Source organism: Bariatricus sp. HCP28S3_F11 (genome assembly GCF_052065395.1).
Classification (GTDB): Bacteria; Bacillota; Clostridia; order Lachnospirales; family Lachnospiraceae; genus Allocoprococcus.
On the sequence record NZ_JBQHUC010000001.1, the window covers coordinates 214,869 to 239,656 of the forward strand.

The following is a 24,788-nucleotide window of genomic DNA, read 5'->3' on the forward strand; positions in this document are numbered from 1 at the left end:
CACAAAGGGTCCGGTCTTATTTGGGACCGGACCTTATTTTTTAAGAAATTAAGGAGGCATATGACATGCTTAACAAAAAATCAGTAGATGACATTAATGTTAAGGGCAAAAGAGTCCTTGTAAGATGCGATTTTAACGTACCGCTCATCGATGGAAAGATCACAGACGAGAACCGTCTTGTCGCAGCACTTCCGACCATCAAGAAATTGATCGCTGACGGCGGAAAGATCATTCTTTGCTCTCATCTTGGAAAACCGAAGGGAGAACCGAAACCGGAATTATCTCTTGCGCCGGTAGCTGTAAGACTTTCTGAACTTCTTGGACAGGAAGTAAAATTCGCTGCAGATCCAGAAGTAGTAGGACCGAACGCGAGAGCTGCAGTAGAAGCTATGAAAGACGGCGATGTGATCCTTCTTGAAAATACACGTTACAGAATTGAAGAGACAAAGAACGGCGAAGCATTCTCCAAAGAACTCGCTTCTCTTTGTGATGTATTTGTAAACGATGCATTTGGTACTGCTCATCGTGCACACTGCTCTAACGTAGGTGTTACTCAGTTTGTTGATACAGCAGTTGTAGGATACTTAATGCAGAAAGAAATCGATTTCCTTGGAAACGCAGTCAACAATCCGGAAAGACCGTTTGTTGCTATTCTTGGCGGAGCAAAAGTTTCCAGCAAGATCTCTGTAATTGAGAACCTGCTTGAAAAAGTTGATACACTGATTATCGGTGGTGGTATGTCTTACACATTCAGCAAAGCTCAGGGCGGATCTGTTGGTAATTCTCTTCTGGAAGAAGATTATTGTGAATATGCTCTGAATATGATCAAGAAAGCAGAAGAAAAGGGCGTTAAGTTATTACTTCCGGTTGATAATGTGATTGCGGACGACTTCTCTAACGATGCAAACACCAAGATCGTTGGACGCGGCGAGATCCCGGATGGATGGGAAGGTCTTGATATCGGACCGGAAACTGCTAAATTATATGCAGAAGCTGTTAAAGAAGCTAAGACGGTTGTATGGAACGGACCGATGGGAGCATTCGAAATGCCGAAGTTTGCTGCAGGAACAGAAGCTGTAGCGAAAGCTTTAGCTGAGACAGATGCTGTTACGATCATTGGTGGCGGCGACAGCGCAGCAGCTGTTAACCAGCTTGGATATGGTGACAAGATGACTCATATTTCAACAGGTGGCGGAGCTTCTCTTGAATTCCTTGAAGGAAAAGAACTTCCGGGCGTAGCTGCAGCGAACGATAAATAGGAGGAACATAAAATGGCTAGAAAGAAAATCATTGCCGGAAACTGGAAGATGAACATGACTCCGTCTGAAGCAGTTGAACTGGTAAATACATTAAAACCACTGGTAGCAACAGAAGACGCAGATGTTGTATTCTGTGTACCTGCTATCGACATCATTCCTGTTATGGAAGCTGCTAAAGGAAGCAACATCCAGGTAGGTGCTGAGAATATGTACTTTGAAGAGAAAGGTGCATATACAGGAGAAATCTCTCCGGCAATGCTTACAGATGTAGGAGTTAAATATGTGGTTCTCGGACATTCTGAGAGAAGAGAATATTTTGCAGAGACGAATGAGACCGTTAATAAGAAAATGCTGAAGGCATTTGAACATGGAATTACACCGATCATGTGCTGTGGAGAGACTCTGGAACAGAGAGAACAGGGTGTAACAATGGATTTCATCCGCCAGCAGGTTAAAGTTGGATTCCTGAATGTTACTGCGGATCAGGCAAAGACAGCCGTAATCGCTTATGAACCGATCTGGGCGATCGGAACCGGCAAGACTGCTACGACAGAGCAGGCACAGGAAGTTTGCAAGGCAATCCGTGAATGCATCGCTGAGATCTATGATGAAGCGACAGCAGAAGCAATCCGTATTCAGTACGGCGGATCTGTAAATGCTGCTACTGCACCGGAATTATTTGCTCAGCCGGATATTGACGGCGGCTTAGTAGGCGGCGCAGCTCTGAAACCGGATTTCGGAAAGATCGTTAACTGGAAATAAGAGAACGATCCATCTTAAAGAATATTATTAAAGAACATAATAAAAATCCCGCTCCGGCGATAAACCGGAGGCGGGATTTTTTAGTGAGATTATTAATCAACTTTTTTGAATTTATCGGCTCCCTGCTTGCAAATCGGGCAGATGAAATCAGCCGGAAGTTCATCCCCTTCATATACGTAGCCGCAGATCTGGCAGACATATTTTGATACAGCCTGTTTTGGAGCTTCTTCTTCTTCCGGAAGATAGGTTGGTGCGTTTTTCGGGCTCTTTCCTTTTACTACTTTATGATAATAAGAATAGGTCATTTCCGGAACAGAAGTATCGTATACTTCGGCAGCGATCACTTCGCCAAGGAATACGGTGTGCGTGGAAGTTTCCATCTTATCTACTACCTTACAGACAACATATCCGCAGGTCTGCTTTAAAACAGGAGCACCGGATACGAGTTCGAAATCAACCCCATCGAATTTGTTAATCTCTTTTCCGGACTGAAAACCGAATTTTCCGATCAGTTCGGCCGGTGATGCTTCTGATAAGATAGAAAAAGAGAAGACGCCTGCTTTTTCGATACATTCGTTTGTGTAGTTGTCATGGTTGATACTTGCAGCAATGGTAGCCGGAGAAGACGTGATCTGCATCACGCTGTTTGCAACGCATCCGGTCGGGCGATCACCGTCCATCGTTCCAACGATGTATACGCCATATGACATGTTTCTGAAAATTTTTGTATTCATGAAATACCTCCTTGATAAAAACGATAATTATTACTGATATTAATTATACCATTTTATTTACATTTGTCAATTAAGAGTTTGTTGAAAAATGGTCAAATAATTCACAATGTATTGCAAGTATAGGCAAAATCATGTAAAATACGAGGGTAGAGCGTTTTAAATCTATTTGATGAAGGAGTGTATAACAGATGAGTAAGAAACCAACGGTTTTGATGATTTTGGACGGTTATGGATTAAATGAAAAAACAACCGGTAATGCAGTTGCAGAGGCAAAGACACCGGTTATGGATAAACTGATGGCAGAGTGTCCGTTTGTTCGAGGCAACGCAAGTGGACTGGCTGTAGGACTTCCGGACGGACAGATGGGTAATTCAGAAGTAGGCCACCTGAATATGGGAGCCGGAAGAATCGTTTACCAGGATCTTACAAAGATCACGAAAGCGATCCAGGATGGAGATTTCTTTGAGAATCCGGAGCTTTTAAAGGCATGTCAGAACGCGAAGGAGAACGGAACTGCGCTTCATATGTTCGGTCTGGTTTCCGATGGAGGCGTCCACAGCCATAATACCCATATTTACGGACTTCTTGAGCTGGCAAAACGCCAGGGTCTTTCAAAAGTATATGTTCACTGTTTCCTTGACGGACGTGATACACCTCCGGCATCAGGAAAAGACTACGTACAGGAACTGGTGAATAAAATGGCTGAGATCGGTGTCGGTGAAGTCGCTTCTGTGATGGGACGTTACTATGCGATGGACCGCGATAACAGATGGGACCGTGTAGAGAAAGCCTATAATGCACTGGTTAAAGGAGAAGGACTTACGGCAGAGGATCCGGTGCAGGCCGTTCAGCAGTCCTACGATAAGGATGAGACAGATGAGTTCGTTGTGCCGACGGTTGTTCTGAAAGATGGCGCACCTACCGCAACAATCCAGAACGGCGATTCTGTGATTTTCTTTAACTTCCGTCCGGACCGTGCAAGAGAGATCACCAGAACATTCTGCGATGATGAATTTACCGGATTCGACCGCGGAGAGAGAATTAAGACAACGTATGTATGTTTCACAGAATATGATGTTACGATTCCGAACAAATCCGTGGCATTTGTGAAGACTGAGATCACCAATACCTTTGGCGAATTCCTGGCAGCAAATCATATGACACAGGCAAGAATCGCGGAAACAGAAAAGTATGCGCATGTAACCTTCTTCTTTAATGGAGGAGTAGAAGAACCAAATGAAGGCGAAGATCGTATTCTTGTGAAATCGCCAAAGGTTGCGACCTATGATCTGAAGCCGGAGATGAGCGCTTATGAAGTATGTGATAAACTGGTGGAAGCAATCAAATCCGATAAATATGATGTTATCATCATCAACTTTGCAAACCCGGATATGGTAGGACATACTGGTGTGGAAGCAGCTGCTATCAAGGCTGTAGAAGCAGTGGATGAATGCGTAGGAAAGACCGTTGACGCGATCAAAGAAGTAAACGGACAGATGTTCATCTGTGCCGATCACGGAAATGCAGAACAGCTGATCGACGAGGAGACCGGCGAACCGTTCACCGCTCATACAACCAATCAGGTTCCGTTTATTCTGGTCAATGCAGAAGGTTACGGACTCAGAGAGGGAGGATGTCTGGCCGATATCGCACCGACTCTGATCGAACTGATGGGCATGGAACAGCCAAAAGAAATGACTGGAAAATCACTGCTGATTAAAAAATAGAAATATCTGCAGGTATAGTGTTGTTTAAACAGGGCGGAATAAAATGGGAGACGTATCAAATGCGTCTCCTTTTTGCATTTTACACTGTTTGTCGATTCTGATGAAGTAATAAATGAATAAAACTAAATATAAAATTTCAAATTATCATTATAAAATGCCGAAAATCTGTTTTTGAATTGAATAAAATGCAGGAAATGGTTGACGAAACGTCATTCTTTCGATATACTATCATTCGGTGAGATAAAATTCAGTGCGATAAAATGGAGGATTTGCTATGACTGCATATAAAGATTTGAGTAGAGAAGAATTGCTGGAGCTTAAGAAAGAACTGGAAGTAGAATTTGAAGATGTGAAGGGAAAAGGTCTGAAGCTTGATATGTCAAGAGGAAAACCGTCTAAGGCACAGCTTGATCTTTCGATGGGAATGATGGATGTGCTGAACGGTGATTCGGATCTGGTATGTGAAGAAGGCGTTGACTGTCGAAATTATGGTGTGATAGATGGTATTAAGGAAGCAAAGCAGCTGTTTGCGGATATGATGGAAGTACCGAAAGACAACATCATTATTTTCGGAAATTCAAGTCTGAATGTGATGTATGATACCGTGGCACGTGCGATGACACATGGTATTATGGGCAGTACTCCATGGGCAAAGCTGGATAAGGTAAAATTCCTCTGTCCGGTACCGGGTTATGACCGCCATTTTAAGATTACAGAGCATTTTGGTATTGAGATGATCAATATCCCGATGACACAGGACGGACCGGATATGGATCTGGTGGCTCAGTATGTAGAAAATGATCCAAGTGTAAAAGGAATCTGGTGTGTGCCGAAATACTCTAATCCACAGGGAATCACTTATTCAGACGAGACCGTTCATCGTTTTGCCACACTGAATCCGGCAGCCGAGGATTTCCGTATTTTCTGGGACAATGCGTATGGTATCCATCATTTATATGAAGACAAACAGGACTATCTGATCGAGATCCTGATGGAATGTAAAAAGGAAGGACATCCGGATATGGTTTATAAATTTGGTTCCACTTCCAAGATCAGTTTCCCTGGTTCCGGTATCGCAGCAATCGCAGCATCTGATAATAACCTGAAAGAGATCCGGCAGATGATGTCCATTCAGACGATCGGACATGACAAATTGAATCAGCTTCGTCATGTGCGTTATTTCAAAGATATTCATGGAATGGTAGAGCATATGAAGAAGCATGCAGATATTCTGCGTCCGAAGTTCGAAACGGTTCTGAATGTTCTCGAAACCGAGCTTGGAGGATTGGAGATCGGTTCCTGGATCGCTCCACGTGGAGGATATTTTATTTCCTTTGATTCCATGGAAGGATGTGCGAAAGCGATTGTCGCTAAGGCGAAAGAAGCAGGACTGATCATGACGGGAGCGGGAGCAACCTTCCCGTATGGCAAGGATCCGAAAGACAGCAATATCCGTATCGCACCTTCATTCCCGACACCTGAAGAGCTTGCAGTTGCCGCACAGGTTTTCGTTCTCAGCGTGAAGCTGGTAAGTATCGATAAACTGCTCAGTGAAATGGAATAAATAACAAATATAAAAAAGCGCAGGTCTGAGATTTCGGATCTGCGCTTATTATTTATGCTGTTTCGTTCATTTTCTTGTAAGCCGTTGAAAGCATCAATTTGATACGGTTCAGCTGGTTTACTTCGCTGGCACCCGGGTCGTAGTCGATCGCTACAATATTGGATTCCGGATGACGGCGTCTGAGTTCTTTGATGACTCCTTTTCCAACTACGTGGTTCGGCAGGCAGGCAAATGGCTGCGTACAGACAATGTTGGATGCACCGCTCTTGATAAGCTCCAGCATTTCACCGGTCAGGAACCAACCTTCACCGGTCTGGTTTCCGAGAGAGACGATCTCACTTGCCATTTCAGCAAGCTCTTCAATATGGGATGGAGCGTCAAAACGTTCACTTGCTTTCAGAGCATCCACTGCCGGTTTGCGGAACCATTCCAGAGCACGGATACCAAGATTTCCAAGTCTGGCAGATGATTTCTTCATGCCCAGATGTTCTGCCTTGAAATTGGTATTGTAGAAGCAGTAGAGCAGGAAATCCACAAGATCCGGCACGACAGCTTCGGCGCCTTCCTGTTCCAACAGATCCACCAGATGGTTGTTGGCGGCAGGAAGGAATTTCACAAGGATTTCTCCGACTACACCTACGCGCGGTTTCTTTACGTCTTTGATTGGAAGAGTATCGAAGTCATGTACGATTGCGCGGCAGAGACGTTTGAATTCTCTTCGGCTCTGATGATCCTTGGTTATGAATCGGATGGCTTCTTCCTCCCATTTCTTATGTAATGCATTTGCAGAGCCCGGAACAGCTTCATATGGCCGTACCCGGTAGAGGCAGCGCATAAACACATCGCCGATTATCGCCCCGTAAACACCTTTGATCACAAGAGACGGGGTGATCTTAAAGCCTGGATTGCTCTCCAGTCCGCTCAGGTTGATCGAAATCACCGGAATGTGTGCATAGCCGGCCTTTTTCAGTGCACGGCGGATGAAACCGATATAGTTGGATGCACGGCAGCCGCCGCCGGTCTGGCTGATGATCACGGCAAGCTTGTCCGTATCGTATTTGCCGGACAGGATGGCGTCCATAATCTGTCCTACTACGATGAGAGACGGATAGCAGGCATCGTTATTTACATATTTGAGACCGGTATTTACGGCGTTTTTATTATCGTTCTTCAGTACTTCGATCTTATAGCCCGCTTTACGGAAAGCCGGCTCAATGAGATTGAAGTGGATCGGTGACATCTGCGGGCAAAGGATGGTGTAGTTTTCCTTCATTTCCTTTGTAAACTGTACTTTCTCAATCGATGCAGGGCGTATCTCGCGTTTCATTTGTTTCTGTTCACGTACGCGGATTGCGGCGATCAGAGAACGGATTCGGATACGGGCAGCTCCCAGGTTGTTGACCTCGTCGATCTTAAGAGAAGTATAAATTTTGTCGGAACCGGTCAGAATGTCGGCAACCTCGTCTGTAGTAACTGCATCCAGACCGCATCCAAAGGAATTGAGCTGGATGAGATCCAGGTCATCGCGGGTCTTCACATAGTTTGCGGCTGCGTAAAGGCGGGAATGGTACATCCACTGGTCCATAACGTTGAGCGGACGCTCGACCGGATTCAGATGGGAAATGGAGTCCTCGGTGAGGACTGCAATACCGTATGCGTTGATCAGTTCCGGTATTCCGTGGTTTACTTCCGGGTCGTAGTGATAAGGACGACCGGCGAGCACAATGCCTCTGGTTCCCGTCTCTTCCATATATGCAAGAGTCTCTTCCCCTTTTTTACGGATATCCGCACGGCAGCTTGCAAGTTCTTCCCAGGCAGCATGCGCTGCAGTCCGGATTTCAGACTCCGGAATCTTTTTCAGAGATCCGAACTTATTTACAAGGCCTGTCGTAACCGTCTCTTCACTCGTAAGTGCGAGGAACGGATTCAGAAACTCGACCTCTCCTTTTACGATCGGGTCCATATTGTTCTTGATATTTTCCGCGTAGGATGTAACGATCGGGCAGTTGTAGTGATTGTCGGCATCTTCGAATTCGCTTCGCTCGTATGGAACACAAGGATAGAAGATAAAATCCACTTTCTTGTTGATCAGCCACTGTACATGTCCGTGTGCAAGTTTGGCCGGATAACACTCGGATTCACTTGGAATGGACTCGATACCCAATTCGTAAATCTGATGTGTGGACGGAGGGGAGAGAACCACACGGTATCCCAGTCTGGTAAAGAAAGTGAACCAGAACGGGTAGTTCTCATACATGTTGAGAACACGCGGGATTCCCACCGTGCCACGGTAAGCCTCCAGTTCGCTGAGCGGTTCATATCCGAAGTATCGTTCGTTCTTATAGGCGAACAGGTTCGGAATATGGTTGTTGGTCTTCTCTTTTCCGAGACCTCGTTCACAGCGGTTGCCGGAAATGAAACGTCTGCCGCCGCTGAACTTATTGATGGTCAGACGACAGTTATTGGTACAGCCTTTACATTTGGACATGGTCGTACTGTATTCCAGTGCGTTGATGTCTTCGATGGAAAGCATGGTTGTATTCTTACATTCTTTGAACTGGTACCGTTCGCGAGCAATGAGAGCGGCACCGAAGGCTCCCATGATTCCGGCGATGTCAGGGCGAATTGCCTGACAGCCTGCGATCTTCTCAAAGCTTCGAAGTACCGCGTCGTTATAGAAGGTTCCGCCCTGAACAACGATCCGTTTGCCAAGTTCAGATGCATCGGATACTTTGATTACTTTGAACAGAGCGTTTTTGATTACAGAGTAAGCAAGTCCTGCAGAAATGTCGGCCACTTCCGCGCCTTCTTTCTGTGCCTGCTTAACTTTGGAATTCATAAATACGGTACAGCGCGTTCCGAGATCGATCGGATGTTTTGCAAATAAAGCTTCATGGGCAAATTCTTCCACGGAGTAATTCAGAGATTTTGCGAATGTCTCGATGAAAGAACCGCATCCGGAAGAGCATGCCTCGTTGAGCTGAACACTGTCTACGGTCTGATTTTTAATTTTGATGCATTTCATATCCTGACCGCCGATGTCGAGGATACAGTCTACATCCGGTTCAAAGTAGGATGCGGCGTAATAGTGAGACACTGTTTCTACCTCACCCTCGTCAAGAAGAAGAGCCGCTTTGATCAGTGCTTCCCCATAACCGGTTGAGCAGGAGTGGACGATGGAGACGCCCTCCGGAAGTTTGCTGTAAATGTCTTTGATGGCAGTGATCGTGGTTCCGAGCGGATCTCCGTCATTACCATGATAAAAGGAATACAGAAGTGTTCCGTCTTCTCCGACCAGTGCTGCTTTGGTGGTCGTAGAACCTGCATCAATCCCGAGATAGGCATTGCCGCGGTAGCTGGCAAGATCCCCCACCGGAACCTGATGCTTTGCATGGCGCTGCTGGAATTCCAGATAGTCTGCCTCGGAGGAAAAAAGTGGTTCCATACGTTCTACTTCGAATTCCATCTGGATTTTTGAGGCAAGTTTCTGCCGCATCTCGTTCAGCGAAGTCTCTACTTCCTTTGGAGAATTAAGCGCAGACCCGATCGCCGCAAAAAGATGAGAATAGGTCGGTGCGATCACATGTTCATCATCCAGCTTCAGTGTACGGATAAATGCTTCACGCAGTTCCGGAAGAAAATGCAGAGGACCGCCCAGAAATGCGACATGGCCGCGAATCGGCTTTCCGCAGGCAAGACCGCTGATCGTCTGATTCACAACAGCCTGAAAGATGGACGCGGCAAGGTCTTCCTTGGTGGCACCTTCGTTGATCAATGGCTGGATATCAGATTTTGCAAATACACCGCAGCGTGCGGCAATCGTATAGAGTGCTTTGTAATTCTTTGCATATTCATTCAGACCCAACGCATCGGTCTGGAGAAGAGAGGCCATCTGATCAATAAAAGAACCGGTACCTCCGGCGCAGATCCCATTCATACGCTGTTCGATATTTCCGTTCTCAAAATAAATGATCTTCGCGTCTTCGCCGCCAAGCTCGATGGCTACATCCGTCTGCGGAGCATAATCCTGAAGGGCGGTAGACACGGCAACGACTTCCTGTACGAACGGAACACCCAGATGCTTTGCCAGAGTCAATCCGCCGGAACCGGTGATCATCGGGGATACCCGGATCGAACCAAGCTTATAGATCGCCCGGCCGAGAAGGTCTGACAGTGTCTCCTGGATATTGGCAAAATGGCGTTCGTAGTCAGAAAACAGCACTTCATTGTTCTCGCCAAGTACTGCAATTTTAACCGTTGTAGAACCGATGTCAATTCCAAGTGTATGTAACTCTTTCTGACTCATAAAATACTACTCCTTACTTAACTGATAGAGCCTTAAAAAGGCTCGTATATGTCAATATAACTACCTATTAAATAGTGTGTGCCGTTAGCTTCGGCAACATTTTTCATTATACGACAGAATGGATGAAAATACAAATGGAAGTTCGATTAAGAATGTAGAAAATATATGAAAATGTCATAAAAAAGATGTAGAATTTGTTAAAACGGCGGTAAACTTAAGCGGAAGAATTGACAAAGACAAAGTCAAAGGATACAATAACAAGAGTATAAAAAATACAGAAATGGAGTCAGTTTATGAGAAAATGGATGGATAAAATGGAACGTAAATTCGGCAGATATGCGGTGAAGAATCTGACAGTCTATCTGCTGGTGTGTTACGGTGTGGGATATCTGCTTTCGTTCTTATCTCCGCAGCTTTTGAGTTATTTTACGCTGGAACCGGGGCTGATCCTTCAGGGACAGATCTGGCGCCTGATCAGCTGGGTGATCATTCCACCTAATTTCAGCCTGATCTTTGTGATTTTTATGATGCTCCTGTACTATTCGCTGGGAACCTCGCTGGAGACGATCTGGGGGTCGTTCCGGTATAATGTGTATATTTTCTCGGGAATCATTTTCACCATTATCGGCGCATTTATCGTGTATGTTATCACAGGCGGTATGGTTGGTTTCGGAGGTATTTTCAGTACGTATTATATCAATATGTCTATTTTCTTTGCATGTGCGGCGATCATGCCGGATCTGCAGCTTTATCTTTATGGAATCATTCCGGTGAAGATGAAGTGGCTGGCTATACTGGACGCAGTACTGATTTTATGGGATTTTGTGGCAGGCGGAATCGTTACCAGGATTTCGATCGTTGCATCGCTCCTTAACTTCCTGATTTTCTTCCTGCTGAATCGGAATATGCAGCGTTATCGTCCGAAACAGGTGATCCGTAAGCATAAATTCCAGAAAGAGGTGACAAGACCGACTGCAACCTACGCAGGCGGAGCAAAGCATAAATGCGCAGTCTGCGGAAGAACAGAACTGGATGATCCGAACCTGGAATTCCGTTACTGTTCCAAATGCAATGGCAATTATGAATATTGTCAGGATCATCTGTTTACCCATGAACATGTGAAATAAATCACAGTTCAGAGAAATACAATCAAATAATCGAACGACAAGGAAGGAGAGGACACCATGGAAAAAAGACCATTCGTGACCAAAGGACAACTGGAAGAGATTGTAAAGGAATACCCGACACCGTTTCATCTCTATGATGAGAAGGGAATTCGTGAAAATGCGAAAGCACTGAAGGAAGCGTTTGCATGGAATAAAGGATACAAGGAATATTTTGCGGTGAAAGCGACACCGAATCCGTATATTCTTTCCATTCTGAAAGAGTATGGATGCGGATGTGACTGCTCATCTTACACGGAGCTTTTGATGTCAGAATCCGTAGGCTCTGTAGGAGAGGACATCATGTTTTCTTCCAACGATACGCCGGCGGAAGAGTTCCGTCTTGCGGCAAAGCTGGGTGCGATCATCAATCTGGATGACATCACACATATTGATTTTCTGGAGCAGACGATCGGAAAAATCCCGGAGACGATCAGCTGCCGGTACAATCCGGGTGGACTGTTCAAGATTTCCAACAGCATCATGGATAACCCGGGCGACGCGAAATACGGCATGACCACCGAACAGATCTTTGAAGCCTTCAAGATCCTGAAAGCAAAAGGGGCAAAGGAATTCGGCATCCATGCATTTCTTGCAAGCAATACGGTGACGAACGAGTATTACCCGACTCTTGCGAAAGTGCTTTTTGAAGTTGCTGTAAAGCTTCAGAAGGAAACGGGTGCGCATATTAAATTCATCAATCTGTCCGGAGGTATCGGAATTCCGTACAAACCGGATCAGGAACCGAATGATATCAAGGTGATCGGTGAAGGCGTGCGGAAAGTATATGAGGAAGTGCTGGTTCCGGCCGGAATGGGCGATGTTGCAATCTACACGGAGCTTGGCCGCTTTATGCTTGCACCGTACGGATGCCTTGTTACAAAAGCGATCCATGAGAAGCATACTCATAAAGAGTATATCGGCGTAGATGCGTGCGCAGCGAATCTGATGCGTCCGGCTATGTACGGTGCATATCATCATATCACCGTTATGGGAAAAGAAGAGGAACCGTGTGATCATATGTATGATGTAACCGGATCCCTTTGCGAGAATAATGATAAATTTGCGATCGACCGCATGCTGCCGAAGATTGATATGGGGGATCTGCTTGTGATCCATGATACAGGAGCGCATGGTTTCTCTATGGGTTATAATTATAACGGACGTCTTCGTTCCGCGGAAGTTCTCCTGAAAGAGGACGGAAGTACGCAGCTGATCCGGCGTGCGGAGACACCGATGGACTATTTCGCAACCTTTGATTCGCTTCCTGTTTATGATGCACTCAAAAAGAATACCGAAGAAGCAGAGAAAGATTGTCAGTAATTAAAAAAAACACTTGCGAACCGCGGATGATTGTGTTATGATTATCTACGGTTCGTGATAGGCCGGCGTGTCGGAATGGCAGACGAGGCAGACTCAAAATCTGTTGCGGGCAACCGCGTGCGGGTTCAAGTCCCGCCGCCGGCAGTATAAAAATCTGTGGCTGCGAAACCGGTAGAGTAAAGTTCTATTGGCTTCGCAGCTGCAGATTTTTTTGATTCCAGAAGGGGCTTTTGGATGTACAGGATCCCCGCTGGCAGCATGACAAGGTGCAGAAAGGAATAACGGCATGAGTAAGATTGTACTGATTGATGGACACAGTATTCTGAACCGGGCGTTTTATGGTCTCCCGGACTTGACGAATGCGGAGGGACTGCATACCAATGCGGTCTATGGATTTCTGAACATTATGTTTAAGATACTGGAAGAGGAAAAGCCGGAGTATCTGACGGTGGCATTCGATGTCCACGCGCCTACGTTCCGGCATGATATGTACTCTGAATATAAAGGAACGAGAAAACCGATGGCGGAAGAATTAAGGGAGCAGGTGCCGCTTATGAAGGAAGTCCTTCATGCGATGGGCGTTCGAACCATTGAGCAGGCGGGACTGGAGGCGGATGATCTTCTGGGAACGCTTTCCAGAAGATGCGAAGCAAAGGGAATGGAAGTCGTGATTCTTTCCGGTGACCGGGATCTCCTTCAGCTTGCCACTGACCATGTGGAAATCCGGATTCCCAAGACAAAACGTACAGGAACCGAGATTGAAGATTATTATGCGGCGGATGTGAAAGAACGGTATCTGGTCACACCGCAGGAATTTATCGATGTCAAGGCACTCATGGGAGATGCTTCGGACAATATTCCCGGGGTTCCGAATATCGGAGAGAAAACGGCGACCAGGATCATTGCGGATTATGGTTCGATTGAACATGCGTACGAGCATGCATCAGAGCTGAAGCCGCCTCGCGCCGCAAAGAATCTTGTGGAGTACTGGGAGCAGGCGAAAATGAGCAAGGTGCTCGCGACGATCAATGTCGAAGCGGATTTCCCGTATGATCTGGATGAGGCGAAACTGGGTAATCTCTACACCCAGGAGGCATATGCATATTTCCAGAGACTGCAGTTCAAGAATCTTTTGTCAAGATTTGAGATGCAGAGCGAAAATGCTTTGGAGAGTGTTTTTCAGGTCATTCATACACGCGGGGAGGCGGAGACGGTATTTGCAAGAGCAAAGCAGGCCGCAAGTGTCGGAGCTCTGGTCTATAAACAGACGAAAAATGTACTTCCGTTATTTGCCGCACAGGCCGGAATCGGAGGAATCGGTCTTGCGTTTGGCGATCAGGATATCTACTGTATCCCGGCAGAGGGAGAGATCTCTTCGGAGTTTCTTCTTGCCGGACTCGAGGCTGTGGCCGGTCAGGTAGGGCAGTTTGCGGTATTTGACCTGAAGAAACTGTTGAAAAACGTGAAAATAAATCCGGATGATGTGGATAAATGTTTCGATGTGGCGATTGCTGCTTATCTGCTGAATCCGCTGAAGAGTGAATATCCGTTTGAAGATGTGGCGCAGGAATATCTGGGACTGATGATCGATCCGAAAGCAGATGAGGAGAAAAAGATTTGTTATGAGGCGTACACGGCGTTTGCGGCAGCGGATGTCCTGCTTGGAAAATTACGCGAGACGGATATGGAAAAGCTGTTTCGTGAAATCGAAATGCCGCTGGTATTTACGCTGTTCAAAATGGAGCAGAACGGGGTAAAGGTGGAAGGAGAAGCGCTTCGTGTCTACGGAGAACAGCTTGGCGGAAAGATCACAGAGCTGGAGAAAGAGATCTATGAACTTGCGGGGGAAGAATTTAATATCAATTCTCCGAAGCAGCTGGGCGTTGTTCTCTTTGAACATCTGGGGCTTCCGAACGGTAAGAAGACAAAGACCGGTTATTCCACGGCGGCTGATGTGCTGGATAAGCTGGCACCGGATTACCCTGTGGTTTCCAAAATCCTGGAATACCGCCAGCTTAGTAAGCTGAAATCCACCTATGCGGATGGTCTGGCTGTCTATATCGGGGAAGAGGATCAGAGAATCCATGGAAAATTTAATCAGACCATCACGGCGACAGGACGGATCAGCAGTACGGAACCGAACCTTCAGAATATACCGGTTCGAATGGAGCTTGGAAGGCTGATCCGCAAGGTTTTTGTCCCGGAAGATGGTTATGTGTTTGTTGATGCGGATTATTCACAGATCGAACTGCGTGTGCTGGCGCACTGTTCCGGTGATAAGGAACTGATCCAGGCTTACCGTGAGGCGAGGGATATCCATCGGATCACTGCATCCCAGGTATTTCACACGCCTTTTGATGAGGTGACGGACCTGCAGAGAAGAAATGCAAAAGCGGTCAATTTCGGAATCGTGTACGGAATCAGTTCTTTTGGACTGAGCCAGGATCTGAGCATTACGCGAAAAGAGGCAGCCGAATATATTGAACGATATTTTGAAACCTACCCGGGAATTAAGACATTTTTGGATGATACGGTCGCCCATGCAAAAGAGCAGGGATATGTAGTGACGCTTTTCGGCAGACGGCGCCCGGTACCGGAGCTTTCTTCCAGCAACTTCATGCAAAGACAGTTCGGGGAACGTGTGGCCATGAATTCTCCGATTCAGGGAACCGCGGCTGACATTATCAAAATCGCCATGATCGCGGTAGACAAGGAACTGACAAAGAGAAAGATGAAATCGCGGCTGGTCCTTCAGGTACACGATGAACTTCTGGTAGAAGCATGGAAAGAAGAATTGGAGGAAGTGCAGGCGATTTTGAAGGAATGCATGGAAAATGCCGCTACTCTGGATGTCCCGCTTGACATTGATATGCATACCGGACAGAGCTGGTATGAGGCGAAATAGGAAGGAAAAGCTGTGGACAGGATTCATTGAGGACAGAAACATAGCGGACCAGAAAAGGATATGGACAAACTCCGGGATATCGGAAGGGGTACTAGGATGATTAAGATAGGAATAACCGGCGGAGTGGGTTCCGGAAAAAGTCAGGTTCTTGCGTATCTGGAAGAAATACACCACGCAAGAATCTGCCAGGCGGACTTGATCGCTCACGAACTCCAGAGACCGAAGGAAAAATGCTGGAGGAAAATACGGGAATATTTTGGAGAGGAAATCTGCAATCCGGACGGTACGATCGATCGAAAGAAACTGGGAACAATCGTATTTTCCGATGCGGAAAAGCTTAGTGTACTGAATGCGATCGTGCATCCGGCGGTCAATGAGAGGATCCACCGGTTGATTGCAGAAGAAGAGAAAAAGGGAACCGGAATCTTTGTCCTTGAGGCGGCACTGATGACAGAACCGGTATACCGCGAAATGATGGATGAGATCTGGTATATTTATGCGGAGAAGCAGGTGCGTTTTCAGAGGCTTCGTACAGACAGAGGCTATTCGGATGAAAAGACCGCATCCATGATGTCATCCCAGGTGACCGAAGAGACTTACCGGGATTTTTGCGATCTTACGATCGATAACAGCAGAGAATTTGAGAAAACGAAAGTGCAGATCGACCGCGCGCTTTCGAATATGAAAAATAGATACGACAGGAGATAAACGGATGAGATTATGCAGCATTGCCAGCGGGAGCAGCGGAAACTGCATTTACGTTGGAAGTGAAGATACACATTTGCTAGTGGATACGGGAATCAGCAGAAAAAAGATTGAAGAGGGACTTTGTTCTCTGGAAATCAAAGGTGAGGAATTGGACGGAATTCTGATCACCCATGAACATGCCGACCATATTCAGGGACTGGGGGTATTCAGCCGGAAGTATCAGATTCCAATCTATGCCACTCCCGGAACCTTGCGAGGAATCCGCGAATACAAAGGACTGGGGAAAATGCCGGACGGGCTTTACCGGGAAATCCATGTAGATGAGGATTTTCGGGTGGGAGATATTGATATCCATGCATTTGCCATTTCGCATGATGCAAATGAACCGAGCGGATACCGCTTTGAGCAGGATGAGAAAAGAGTGGCTGTCGCGACCGATCTTGGAAAATATGATGCATATACGGTGGAGAATCTGAAGAATCTGAATGCGGTTCTGTTGGAATCCAATCACGATATCCATATGCTTGAGGTAGGACCCTATCCCTACTATTTGAAACAGAGAGTCATGGGGGACAAAGGTCATTTATCAAATGAATTGTCAGGACGCCTGCTTTGTGATATACTACATGAGAACTTGCAGCATGTGCTGCTGGGGCACCTCAGCAAGGAGAATAATTATGCAGAACTTGCATATGAGACTGTAAAACTGGAAGTGACATTGGGAGATAATCCTTATAAAGGGGAGGAGATACCGATTTCCGTGGCAAGAAGAGATCGTATTTCAGAAGTAGTAACCGTTTAATAAGACTAGAACAGAAGACACAGGAGGCACACTATGAAGAAATGTATTATTACAGTGGTAGGAAAAGATTAGGTAGGTATCATTGCAAAAGTCTGCACATATCTGGCAGATACGAATATCAATATTCTTGATATTTCCCAGACGATCGTGGATGGTTATTTTAACATGATGGCAGTTGTAGATGTTGAGAATTCAAAGAAGGAGCTGGATATTGTTTCCGTGGATCTTCGCGACCTCGGTCTTCAGATCGGTGTGGATATTCATTGTCAGAGAGAAGAGATTTTCCAGAGAATGCACAGACTGTAAGAGAGGACGGGAACGATGATTAATTTTTATGAGGTGGCAGAGACGAATCAGATGATTGAACAGGAGAATCTGGATGAGGCTGCAAAGACGGTGGGCGTGAACTTTATCGGCGGTTATTCGGCACTGGTGTCAAAGGGAATGACGAAAAGCGATGAGAATCTGATCCGTTCGATTCCGATGGCACTTGCTTCCACAGAATGTGTCTGCAGTTCCGTAAATGTCGGATCCACGAAGACAGGCATTGATATGGATGCTGTCCGTCTCTGTGGAGAGATGGTCAAGGCGACGGCGGAGGCTACCAAAGAAAAAGACTCGCTGGGATGTGCAAAACTGGTGGTATTCTGTAATGCACCCGATGATAATCCGTTTATGGCCGGAGCATTTCTCGGTGTGACAGAAGGCGATGCGGTCATCAACGTAGGGGTCAGCGGTCCGGGTGTTGTCAAGAAGGCAATCGAAAAATGCCGTGGCAAGGGATTTGAGGTGCTTTGCGAGACTATTAAGAAGACGGCGTTTAAAGTGACGCGTGTCGGACAGCTTGTTGCAGGAGAGGCATTCAAACGGATGGGAATTCCGTTCGGAATCGTGGATCTATCACTTGCCCCTACGCCCGCTGTAGGTGATTCGGTAGCTGAGATTCTGGAAGAGATCGGTCTGGAGCGAGTGGGGGCACCGGGAACGACGGCAGCGCTTGCGATGCTGAATGACCAGGTGAATAAAGGCGGTGTGATGGCGTCATCCTATGTCGGCGGCCTTAGCGGTGCGTTCATCCCGGTCAGTGAGGATCAGGGGATGATCGATGCGGTAAATGCCGGCTCACTCTGCCTGGAGAAACTGGAGGCGATGACTTGCGTCTGCTCCGTAGGACTTGATATGATTGCGATCCCGGGGAAGACATCATCGGCAACGATATCCGGAATCATTGCCGATGAGATGGCAATCGGTATGGTGAACCAGAAGACCACAGCAGTATGTCTGATTCCGGTCATTGGCAAGGATGTAGGGGATGTGGCAGAGTTCGGCGGACTTCTTGGGTATGCGCCGATCATGCCGGTGAATGAGTTTGACTGCAGTGCTTTCATCAACAGACAAGGAAGAATTCCGGCACCAATCCATAGTTTTAAGAATTAGAGAGGTATTCAAATATGAGTAAGGTAGCAATTGTAACTGACAGTAACAGTGGTATCACGCAGGCAGATGGTAAAGAGATGGGAGTATTTGTGCTTCCGATGCCTTTCTATATTGATGACGAACTCTTTTTTGAGGAGATTACGCTGACTCAGGAAGAATTTTATCAGAAAATGGAAAGCGACGCGGATATCAAGACTTCTCAGCCTGCACCGGGCGATGTGATGAAGCTCTGGGATGACATCCTCAAAGAATATGATGAAATCGTACACATTCCAATGTCAAGCGGACTCAGCGGTTCCTGCGAGACAGCTATGATGCTGGCGGAAGAATACGACGGAAAAGTAAAGGTGGTCAACAACCAGAGAATTTCCGTTACACAGCGTCGTTCTGTAATGGAAGCAAAAGCGCTTGCTGATGCAGGGAAAAATGCAGAAGAGATCAAAGCACTTCTGGAAGAAATAAAATTAGAATCCGATATCTATATTACACTTGATACTTTGAAATATCTGAAGAAAGGCGGACGCCTTACACCGGCCGCCGCTGCAATTGGTACAGTACTCAATCTGAAACCGGTTCTTCGCATCAAAGGGGAAAAGCTGGATGCTTTTTCAAAGGCAAGAGGATGGAAGAGTGCGAAGAAGACAATGATCCAAACGATCCAGAAGGTGATCGATACAGAGTTCTCCGATTGTAAAGGCCCGGAAAATCTGTATATTGATGCAGCCTATACCGGAAATCAGGAAGATGCAAATGAATGGAAATGGGAATTGGAAGAGACTTTCCCGGAATATGATATCTATATGGCACCTTTGTCATTAAGCGTGGCATGCCATATTGGACCGGGAGCCCGTGCGGTGACTGTGACGAAAAGGCTTAAGGTTTCATAAAAAGCGGTTTGAATCTGAAAAGCGTATATATGCGATAAAGAGGAACTCTTATACAGGTGGGAGCTGTGACCCGGATGGGGCACAGCTCCCACTTGTATGATATGAAATTACTACGTAAATCAAAGAATGACCAACGGTTGCGAAGGTGCTGGAATAAAGGGTGTGCCATATTTGTTTGTAATCACGGACTCATAGAGATCACTTGCAAAGAGATCCTGTCGAAGCATTACGACTGCCTCGCCGGAAAGAGGCGGGGCGGTGTTCAATTTTGTAATCAAAGGAATCCGGGAGTGCTCATGCAAAACGGTGAGGAGACCGGCATCTTTTTTGCAAAAACCCAGTATGCGGGCGTATTGTGCAAAAGTGGTACGGGCATAATCATCCATGTTCTTCTGACGAATATTAAGAAGAATGTGGAGAAGAATCCGGCTGATTCTTGTATAGGTCACCTCGCGTGTCTTCAGCAGTTCACAGAATTGATCCCATGATATCAACTCGTTACACCGGTTCATGATGCGGTTAGCCAGATCCGTTGTGATATCTGCGTATTGCGTGAGGGATTCTCGGGTTTCGGAAAGAAGCCTGTACTTTAGAAGCAGGGACAGGTCGTTTGCGAAAACAGGAAATCTTTTAAGATAGTTTTCTTCCATAATTGCAAAGGAGGAAGCCGGAATCTGATCGTTCAGAATCTCCGGAAGAATCGCACCTGTTTCTTTATGGGTCATGCCCTCCGGTTCCACAAGAAGATGTCGGATTGCGGAAGCAGAACTCAAAGTGCCGGAGAGCTCTGTATCATGATATCCGGATTCCTTACGCTTTATAGTGAAGGCTTTCAAATTGCTTCCGGTACGATGGAGCGCTTTCAGGTATTCGATTCCCAGCGTATTGTTCGGACAATCCAGTATCTCAGCAAGATCGGGATCTCCGGTGTATTCTGCAAGTGCCATTTCGCGGGCGGCAGGAAACGGAAGTCCGTTTTTTAGATTCTTTTGAAGAGAGCGACGGAATTCTTCCGGCTCTTCGGAGAGAATCCGGGCGATCTGATCAAGTTTTTCCACATTTCCGCATTCACTTCCGAAACAGATCGAATCAATGCAGCCGAGTGCATCGAAGATTTCGATGGCACCGCGGGCAAAGTATTCGGCGCTTCCGCATGCGCAGCAGACAGGAAGCTCCAGAACAAGAGAAGCTCCGGCAGACAGTGCGGCTCTGGTGCGCAGGTGTTTCGGCATGATGGCAGGTGCACCCCTCTGGACAAAATTACCGCTCATTAATACAACGGCATAATCGGCACCGGTTTGTTTCAGAGCCTGTTCAATATGATATTTGTGACCATTATGGAAAGGATTATATTCTGTAATTAAACCTACAATTTTCATGTTCTTAACGAGAATCTCCTTGTATCTTGTGTTCAAAAAGATTATACTATAAAAAGAAGTTTTCGGCAAAAGAATTGTATTTCCATACTCGATATAGATTTTTTGGGCTGGGAAGGAGGAAATAAAGTGGATCGCGATAAAATTTTAAAGCTTCTGGAAACGAGAGAATATAAGGAATTGAAAGAAGAGCTGGGTAAATATTATCCCGTCGATATTGCACAGTTTCTGAGTGAAGTGGAAGATAAGCAGATGATAATCCTATTCCGTCTTCTGGCTAAGGAAGAAGGAGCGGAGACCTTTGCATATATGGACAGCGATATGCGCGAGACACTGATCAATGCACTTACTGATTCTGAATTGGAAGAAGTTATGAATGAAATGTATCTGGATGATACGGTCGACGTGCTGGAGGAGATGCCTGCCAATGTTGTGGATCGTCTGCTCATGGTGACGGATGAAGATACGAGAAAGCAGATCAACACACTTTTGAAATATCCGGATGATAGTGCGGGTAGTGTCATGAACGTGGATTATGTGGGACTGCGTCCGGACATGACGGTCGCGGAAGCCATTCTGAAGATCCGTCAGGTCGGTATTAACCGTGAGACGATCTATACTTGTTATGTCACAGAGAAGCGGAAACTGGTGGGAGTGGTCGATATCAAGGACCTTCTGACCAGCAGTGAAAGCCGTACCATGGAAGAAATCATGGATACGAATATCCTCTATGCACAGACAACCGACGACCAGGAAGATGTCGCTATCAAGATTAAGAAATACGGTCTGGTTGCCATTCCGATCGTAGATCATGAGATGTGCATGGTCGGAATCGTAACAGTAGACGATGCGATGCTTGTCCTGCAGGATGAGGCTACGGAAGACTTTAGTATCATGGCCGGTGTTACACCCAACGAAGAGTCTTATTTCGGGACTTCCGCATTCCAGCACGCCAAGAATCGAAGCATGTGGCTGTTACTTTTGATGCTTTCGGCAACCTTTTCCGGACTGGCGCTCGGACATTTTGAGGCACAGATCCTTGCCATGCCTGTACTGAATACGTTTATTCCGATGCTGACCGGAACGGGCGGAAACTGTGGTTCTCAGAGTTCATCTTTGATTATCCGCGGATTAACCGTCGGAGAGATCCGGTTTAAGGATATTTTCCGTGTCATCGTGAAAGAAGTTTCCATCGCGCTGCTGGTCGGAACATTCCTTGCCCTGGTCAACGGAATCCGAATTATGATCATGTACCGCAACCAGGTGGATTCACCGTTCCTGCTTGCTCTGACGCTCGGACTGACGATGATCTGCACGATCATTATGGCGAAAGTGGTGGGCTGTACGTTGCCGCTGATCGCGGACAAGATGGGACTGGATCCGGCAATCATGGCAGCACCACTTATCACGACTCTGGTGGATACCGGGACTACGATCATTTATTTTACAATTGCAATGCAGATATTCCCATTTCTCAAGGGAGTATAGAGACAATACAGTTCATCCGGGATGCAGTCCGGACACTCATACAGTTGTCAAAAAAATAACAAAGCTTGTATGGGGCATGGAAATACGCTATAATGAAATATAGAGTGTACGTTTTCAGATGGAATAGGAAAAACGTTAAATTCATGAATCACGAAGGGAGAAACATTATGAACGTATTAGTAATTAACTGTGGAAGTTCTTCATTGAAATTCCAGCTCATTGACTCTGAATCAGAGGCAGTTTTGGCAAAGGGACTTTGCGAAAGAATTGGTATCGATGGAAAACTGACTTATCAGCCGACGGGTGGAGAAAAGATCACTGAGGACAAACCGATGCCGACTCATACAGAAGCAATCCAGTACGTGCTTGATGCACTGACCGATGCCGAGACCGGTGTTGTTAAGAGCCTGGACGAGATCGGAGCAGTAGGCCATCGTGTACTTCACGGCGGAGAGAAATATTGTGAATCTGTAATTGTTACACCGGAAGTAAAGGAAGTTATCGAAGAATGTATCGATCTTGGACCACTTCATAATCCGGCAAACCTGACAGGTATCGTGGTATGTGAGAAATTGATGCCGGGTACCCCGAATGTTGCTGTATTTGATACTGCATTCCATCAGACCATGCCTAAGAAAGCATTTATGTATGGAATCCCGTATGAATACTATGAAAAATACAAAATCAAACGTTATGGCTTCCACGGAACCAGCCACAGATATGTTTCCAGAAAGACAGCAGAATTCCTGGGAGTACCGTATGAAGAGACCAAAACCATCGTATGCCACCTTGGAAACGGTTCTTCTATTTCCGCAGTTATGAATGGAAAATGTGTAGATACTTCTATGGGACTTACACCTCTGGAAGGTCTTGTGATGGGAACTCGTTCCGGTGATATTGACCCGGCGATCATTGAGTATATTGCTAAGAAGGAAGGCCTTGGAATCTCTGAGATCCTGAATATGCTGAACAAGAAATCCGGTGTTGCCGGTGTATCTGGTGTATCCAGCGACTTCCGTGATCTTGCAGCAGCTGCAGCAGAGGGAAATGAACGCGCTGCACTTGCACTTGATATGTTTGTATATCGTGTTGCTAAATACATCGGAAGCTACGTAGCTGCAATGAACGGTGTAGACAACATCGTATTTACAGCTGGTATCGGAGAAAATGACGGAACAACAAGAGAAAGAATCTGTTCATATCTTGGATATCTCGGAGTTGAAATCGACAAGGAAGCAAACGCAAAACGCGGAGAAGAAATGATTATTTCTACACCGGAATCCAAAGTTAAGGTTCTTGTTATTCCGACAAACGAAGAACTTGCAATTGCAAGAGAGACTGTTGCACTGTTATAGTACTCTATTTAGTATAGAAACCTTAAAATTCGTAAATAATTTGGTTGACAAATACGTTTTACATGGTATAATAGACTAGGTGTGAATAGGAGTTAAGAGTATGTTAATAAACCTATCCGACGTCTTATCTGAACCACATAAGACCATAGAAGATAACGTTGTTCCCGAGATGAAGCAGGTTTCAATTGGCGGAAGAACATTTCCGGTGGACAGGATCAGTCCCCTGCATATCCGTATCGAATATGCGGGTGATAAGAAGCTTCATATTACTGGCGGATCATCGCTTACTGTGATTATTCCCTGTGACAGATGTCTCGAGGATGTTGCTGTAGACCTTGATCTTGAGATTGAGAAGAATGTGAATACGGATATGGATTGTGCCGATGATGATGACGATTCCGACGAAGCGAATTACATTGACGGATATCATCTTGATGTAGAGCAGTTGCTCTATAATGAGATTTTAGTAGGGTGGCCGACGAAAGTTCTATGTAGCGAAGACTGTAAAGGGATTTGCAGCGTGTGTGGCCAGAACCTGAATGAGGGTACATGTGACTGCGAAGACACAAGTCTGGACCCCAGAATGTCAGTTATCCGCGATCTTTATAAGAATTTTAAGGAGGTGTAACCTATGTCAATTTGTCCAAAGAATAAATCTTCCAAAGCAAGAAGAGACAAGAGAAGAGCGAACTGGAAAATGAGCGCACCGAATCTTGTAAAATGCAGCAAATGTGGAGCTCTTATGATGCCTCACAGAGTTTGCAAGGCTTGCGGAAGCTACAACAAAAAAGAAATCATTACTGTTGAATAATAGTGATGCGGAAAAATCAGAAAGGATTCCAGATGAACTGGAATCCTTTTTTTAAGTTTGCGCGCCATGGGCGCGCTCTAACGGGTGAAAGTCGTGTGTTCTGCAAGCTGTTATCAGCTTGCCAGTGAAAGCCTGGTCAAGGTAATCGCCAGTGAGCCTTGTAGCGAACCTCCAATGCCTT

Annotated in this window: 18 protein-coding genes, 1 tRNA gene and 1 pseudogene; 17 read left to right on the forward strand and 3 right to left on the reverse strand. The window is 46.0% G+C overall.

Going from position 1 to position 24,788, the window contains the following annotated elements; translation table 11 throughout:
* The first annotated feature begins 65 nt into the window (after nucleotides 1-65).
* Together ACTNBR_RS01050 and tpiA are read left to right on the forward strand one after the other, a co-directional pair.
* Nucleotides 66-1,259 (forward strand): phosphoglycerate kinase, encoded by a 1,194-nt coding sequence (locus ACTNBR_RS01050; protein WP_427807051.1) that lies wholly within the window; start codon nucleotides 66-68, stop codon nucleotides 1,257-1,259.
* Between the two features lie 12 nt (nucleotides 1,260-1,271).
* Entirely contained in the window at nucleotides 1,272-2,021 is a 750-nt protein-coding gene (gene tpiA, locus ACTNBR_RS01055; RefSeq protein ID WP_427807050.1) for a triose-phosphate isomerase, read from the forward strand.
* A gap of 92 nt (nucleotides 2,022-2,113) precedes the next feature.
* Here tpiA and ACTNBR_RS01060 read toward each other — a convergent pair whose 3' ends face one another.
* On the reverse strand, nucleotides 2,114-2,755 hold the full coding sequence (locus ACTNBR_RS01060; protein WP_427807049.1) for a flavin reductase: 642 nt from the start codon (nucleotides 2,753-2,755) through the stop codon (nucleotides 2,114-2,116).
* A 188-nt stretch (nucleotides 2,756-2,943) separates the two neighbouring features.
* Between ACTNBR_RS01060 and gpmI the strand changes: the two genes are divergently transcribed.
* On the forward strand, nucleotides 2,944-4,482 hold the full coding sequence (gene gpmI, locus ACTNBR_RS01065; RefSeq protein ID WP_427807048.1) for a 2,3-bisphosphoglycerate-independent phosphoglycerate mutase: 1,539 nt from the start codon (nucleotides 2,944-2,946) through the stop codon (nucleotides 4,480-4,482).
* Nucleotides 4,483-4,756: 274 nt separating this feature from the next.
* A complete protein-coding gene (locus ACTNBR_RS01070; protein ID WP_427807046.1) occupies nucleotides 4,757-6,046 on the forward strand; it encodes an aminotransferase in 1,290 nt (429 codons plus the stop codon).
* A 52-nt stretch (nucleotides 6,047-6,098) separates the two neighbouring features.
* On the opposite strand, the gene ACTNBR_RS01075 is transcribed toward ACTNBR_RS01070, so the two are convergent.
* Entirely contained in the window at nucleotides 6,099-10,352 is a 4,254-nt protein-coding gene (locus ACTNBR_RS01075) for an acyl-CoA dehydratase activase-related protein (protein WP_441017308.1), read from the reverse strand.
* 293 nt (nucleotides 10,353-10,645) lie between these two features.
* Here ACTNBR_RS01075 and ACTNBR_RS01080 point away from each other — a divergent pair, with 293 nt between their 5' ends.
* The 9 genes and pseudogenes from ACTNBR_RS01080 (at nucleotide 10,646) to ACTNBR_RS01120 (ending at nucleotide 19,577) form a co-directional block, all read left to right on the forward strand.
* Complete coding sequence (locus tag ACTNBR_RS01080) at nucleotides 10,646-11,479, forward strand: hypothetical protein (protein ID WP_427807044.1); 834 nt, start codon at nucleotides 10,646-10,648, stop codon at nucleotides 11,477-11,479.
* 57 nt (nucleotides 11,480-11,536) lie between these two features.
* A complete protein-coding gene (locus tag ACTNBR_RS01085; protein ID WP_427807043.1) occupies nucleotides 11,537-12,838 on the forward strand; it encodes a diaminopimelate decarboxylase in 1,302 nt (433 codons plus the stop codon).
* 61 nt (nucleotides 12,839-12,899) lie between these two features.
* Nucleotides 12,900-12,982: transfer RNA gene (locus tag ACTNBR_RS01090), tRNA-Leu, on the forward strand.
* A 142-nt stretch (nucleotides 12,983-13,124) separates the two neighbouring features.
* Nucleotides 13,125-15,743: a DNA polymerase I gene (polA, locus tag ACTNBR_RS01095; protein WP_441017305.1), complete on the forward strand. Its 2,619-nt coding sequence runs from the start codon at nucleotides 13,125-13,127 to the stop codon at nucleotides 15,741-15,743.
* Nucleotides 15,744-15,839: 96 nt separating this feature from the next.
* Complete coding sequence (coaE, locus tag ACTNBR_RS01100; protein WP_441017302.1) at nucleotides 15,840-16,451, forward strand: dephospho-CoA kinase; 612 nt, start codon at nucleotides 15,840-15,842, stop codon at nucleotides 16,449-16,451.
* Between the two features lie 4 nt (nucleotides 16,452-16,455).
* Nucleotides 16,456-17,253: an MBL fold metallo-hydrolase gene (locus ACTNBR_RS01105; protein WP_427807039.1), complete on the forward strand. Its 798-nt coding sequence runs from the start codon at nucleotides 16,456-16,458 to the stop codon at nucleotides 17,251-17,253.
* A gap of 78 nt (nucleotides 17,254-17,331) precedes the next feature.
* Nucleotides 17,332-17,559: an ACT domain-containing protein gene (locus ACTNBR_RS01110; protein WP_441017392.1), complete on the forward strand. Its 228-nt coding sequence runs from the start codon at nucleotides 17,332-17,334 to the stop codon at nucleotides 17,557-17,559.
* A gap of 21 nt (nucleotides 17,560-17,580) precedes the next feature.
* Nucleotides 17,581-18,690, forward strand: a pseudogene (locus ACTNBR_RS01115) (PFL family protein); the annotation flags it as partial.
* A gap of 14 nt (nucleotides 18,691-18,704) precedes the next feature.
* The gene (locus tag ACTNBR_RS01120; RefSeq protein ID WP_441017299.1) at nucleotides 18,705-19,577 is read left to right on the forward strand and encodes a DegV family protein; all 873 of its coding nucleotides are present in this window, start codon (nucleotides 18,705-18,707) and stop codon (nucleotides 19,575-19,577) included.
* Between the two features lie 119 nt (nucleotides 19,578-19,696).
* On the opposite strand, the gene ACTNBR_RS01125 is transcribed toward ACTNBR_RS01120, so the two are convergent.
* Entirely contained in the window at nucleotides 19,697-20,956 is a 1,260-nt protein-coding gene (locus ACTNBR_RS01125; RefSeq protein WP_441017296.1) for a nucleotidyltransferase, read from the reverse strand.
* A gap of 126 nt (nucleotides 20,957-21,082) precedes the next feature.
* Here ACTNBR_RS01125 and mgtE point away from each other — a divergent pair, with 126 nt between their 5' ends.
* The 4 genes from mgtE (at nucleotide 21,083) to rpmF (ending at nucleotide 24,607) form a co-directional block, all read left to right on the forward strand.
* Nucleotides 21,083-22,441, forward strand: coding sequence for a magnesium transporter (mgtE, locus tag ACTNBR_RS01130; protein WP_427807034.1), 1,359 nt, complete (start codon nucleotides 21,083-21,085; stop codon nucleotides 22,439-22,441).
* Nucleotides 22,442-22,608: 167 nt separating this feature from the next.
* Nucleotides 22,609-23,796, forward strand: coding sequence for an acetate/propionate family kinase (locus tag ACTNBR_RS01135; RefSeq protein ID WP_427819795.1), 1,188 nt, complete (start codon nucleotides 22,609-22,611; stop codon nucleotides 23,794-23,796).
* Between the two features lie 100 nt (nucleotides 23,797-23,896).
* Entirely contained in the window at nucleotides 23,897-24,424 is a 528-nt protein-coding gene (locus ACTNBR_RS01140) for a YceD family protein (protein ID WP_427819796.1), read from the forward strand.
* Between the two features lie 3 nt (nucleotides 24,425-24,427).
* Complete coding sequence (gene rpmF / locus ACTNBR_RS01145) at nucleotides 24,428-24,607, forward strand: 50S ribosomal protein L32 (RefSeq protein WP_427807031.1); 180 nt, start codon at nucleotides 24,428-24,430, stop codon at nucleotides 24,605-24,607.
* Nucleotides 24,608-24,788: the final 181 nt, after the last annotated feature.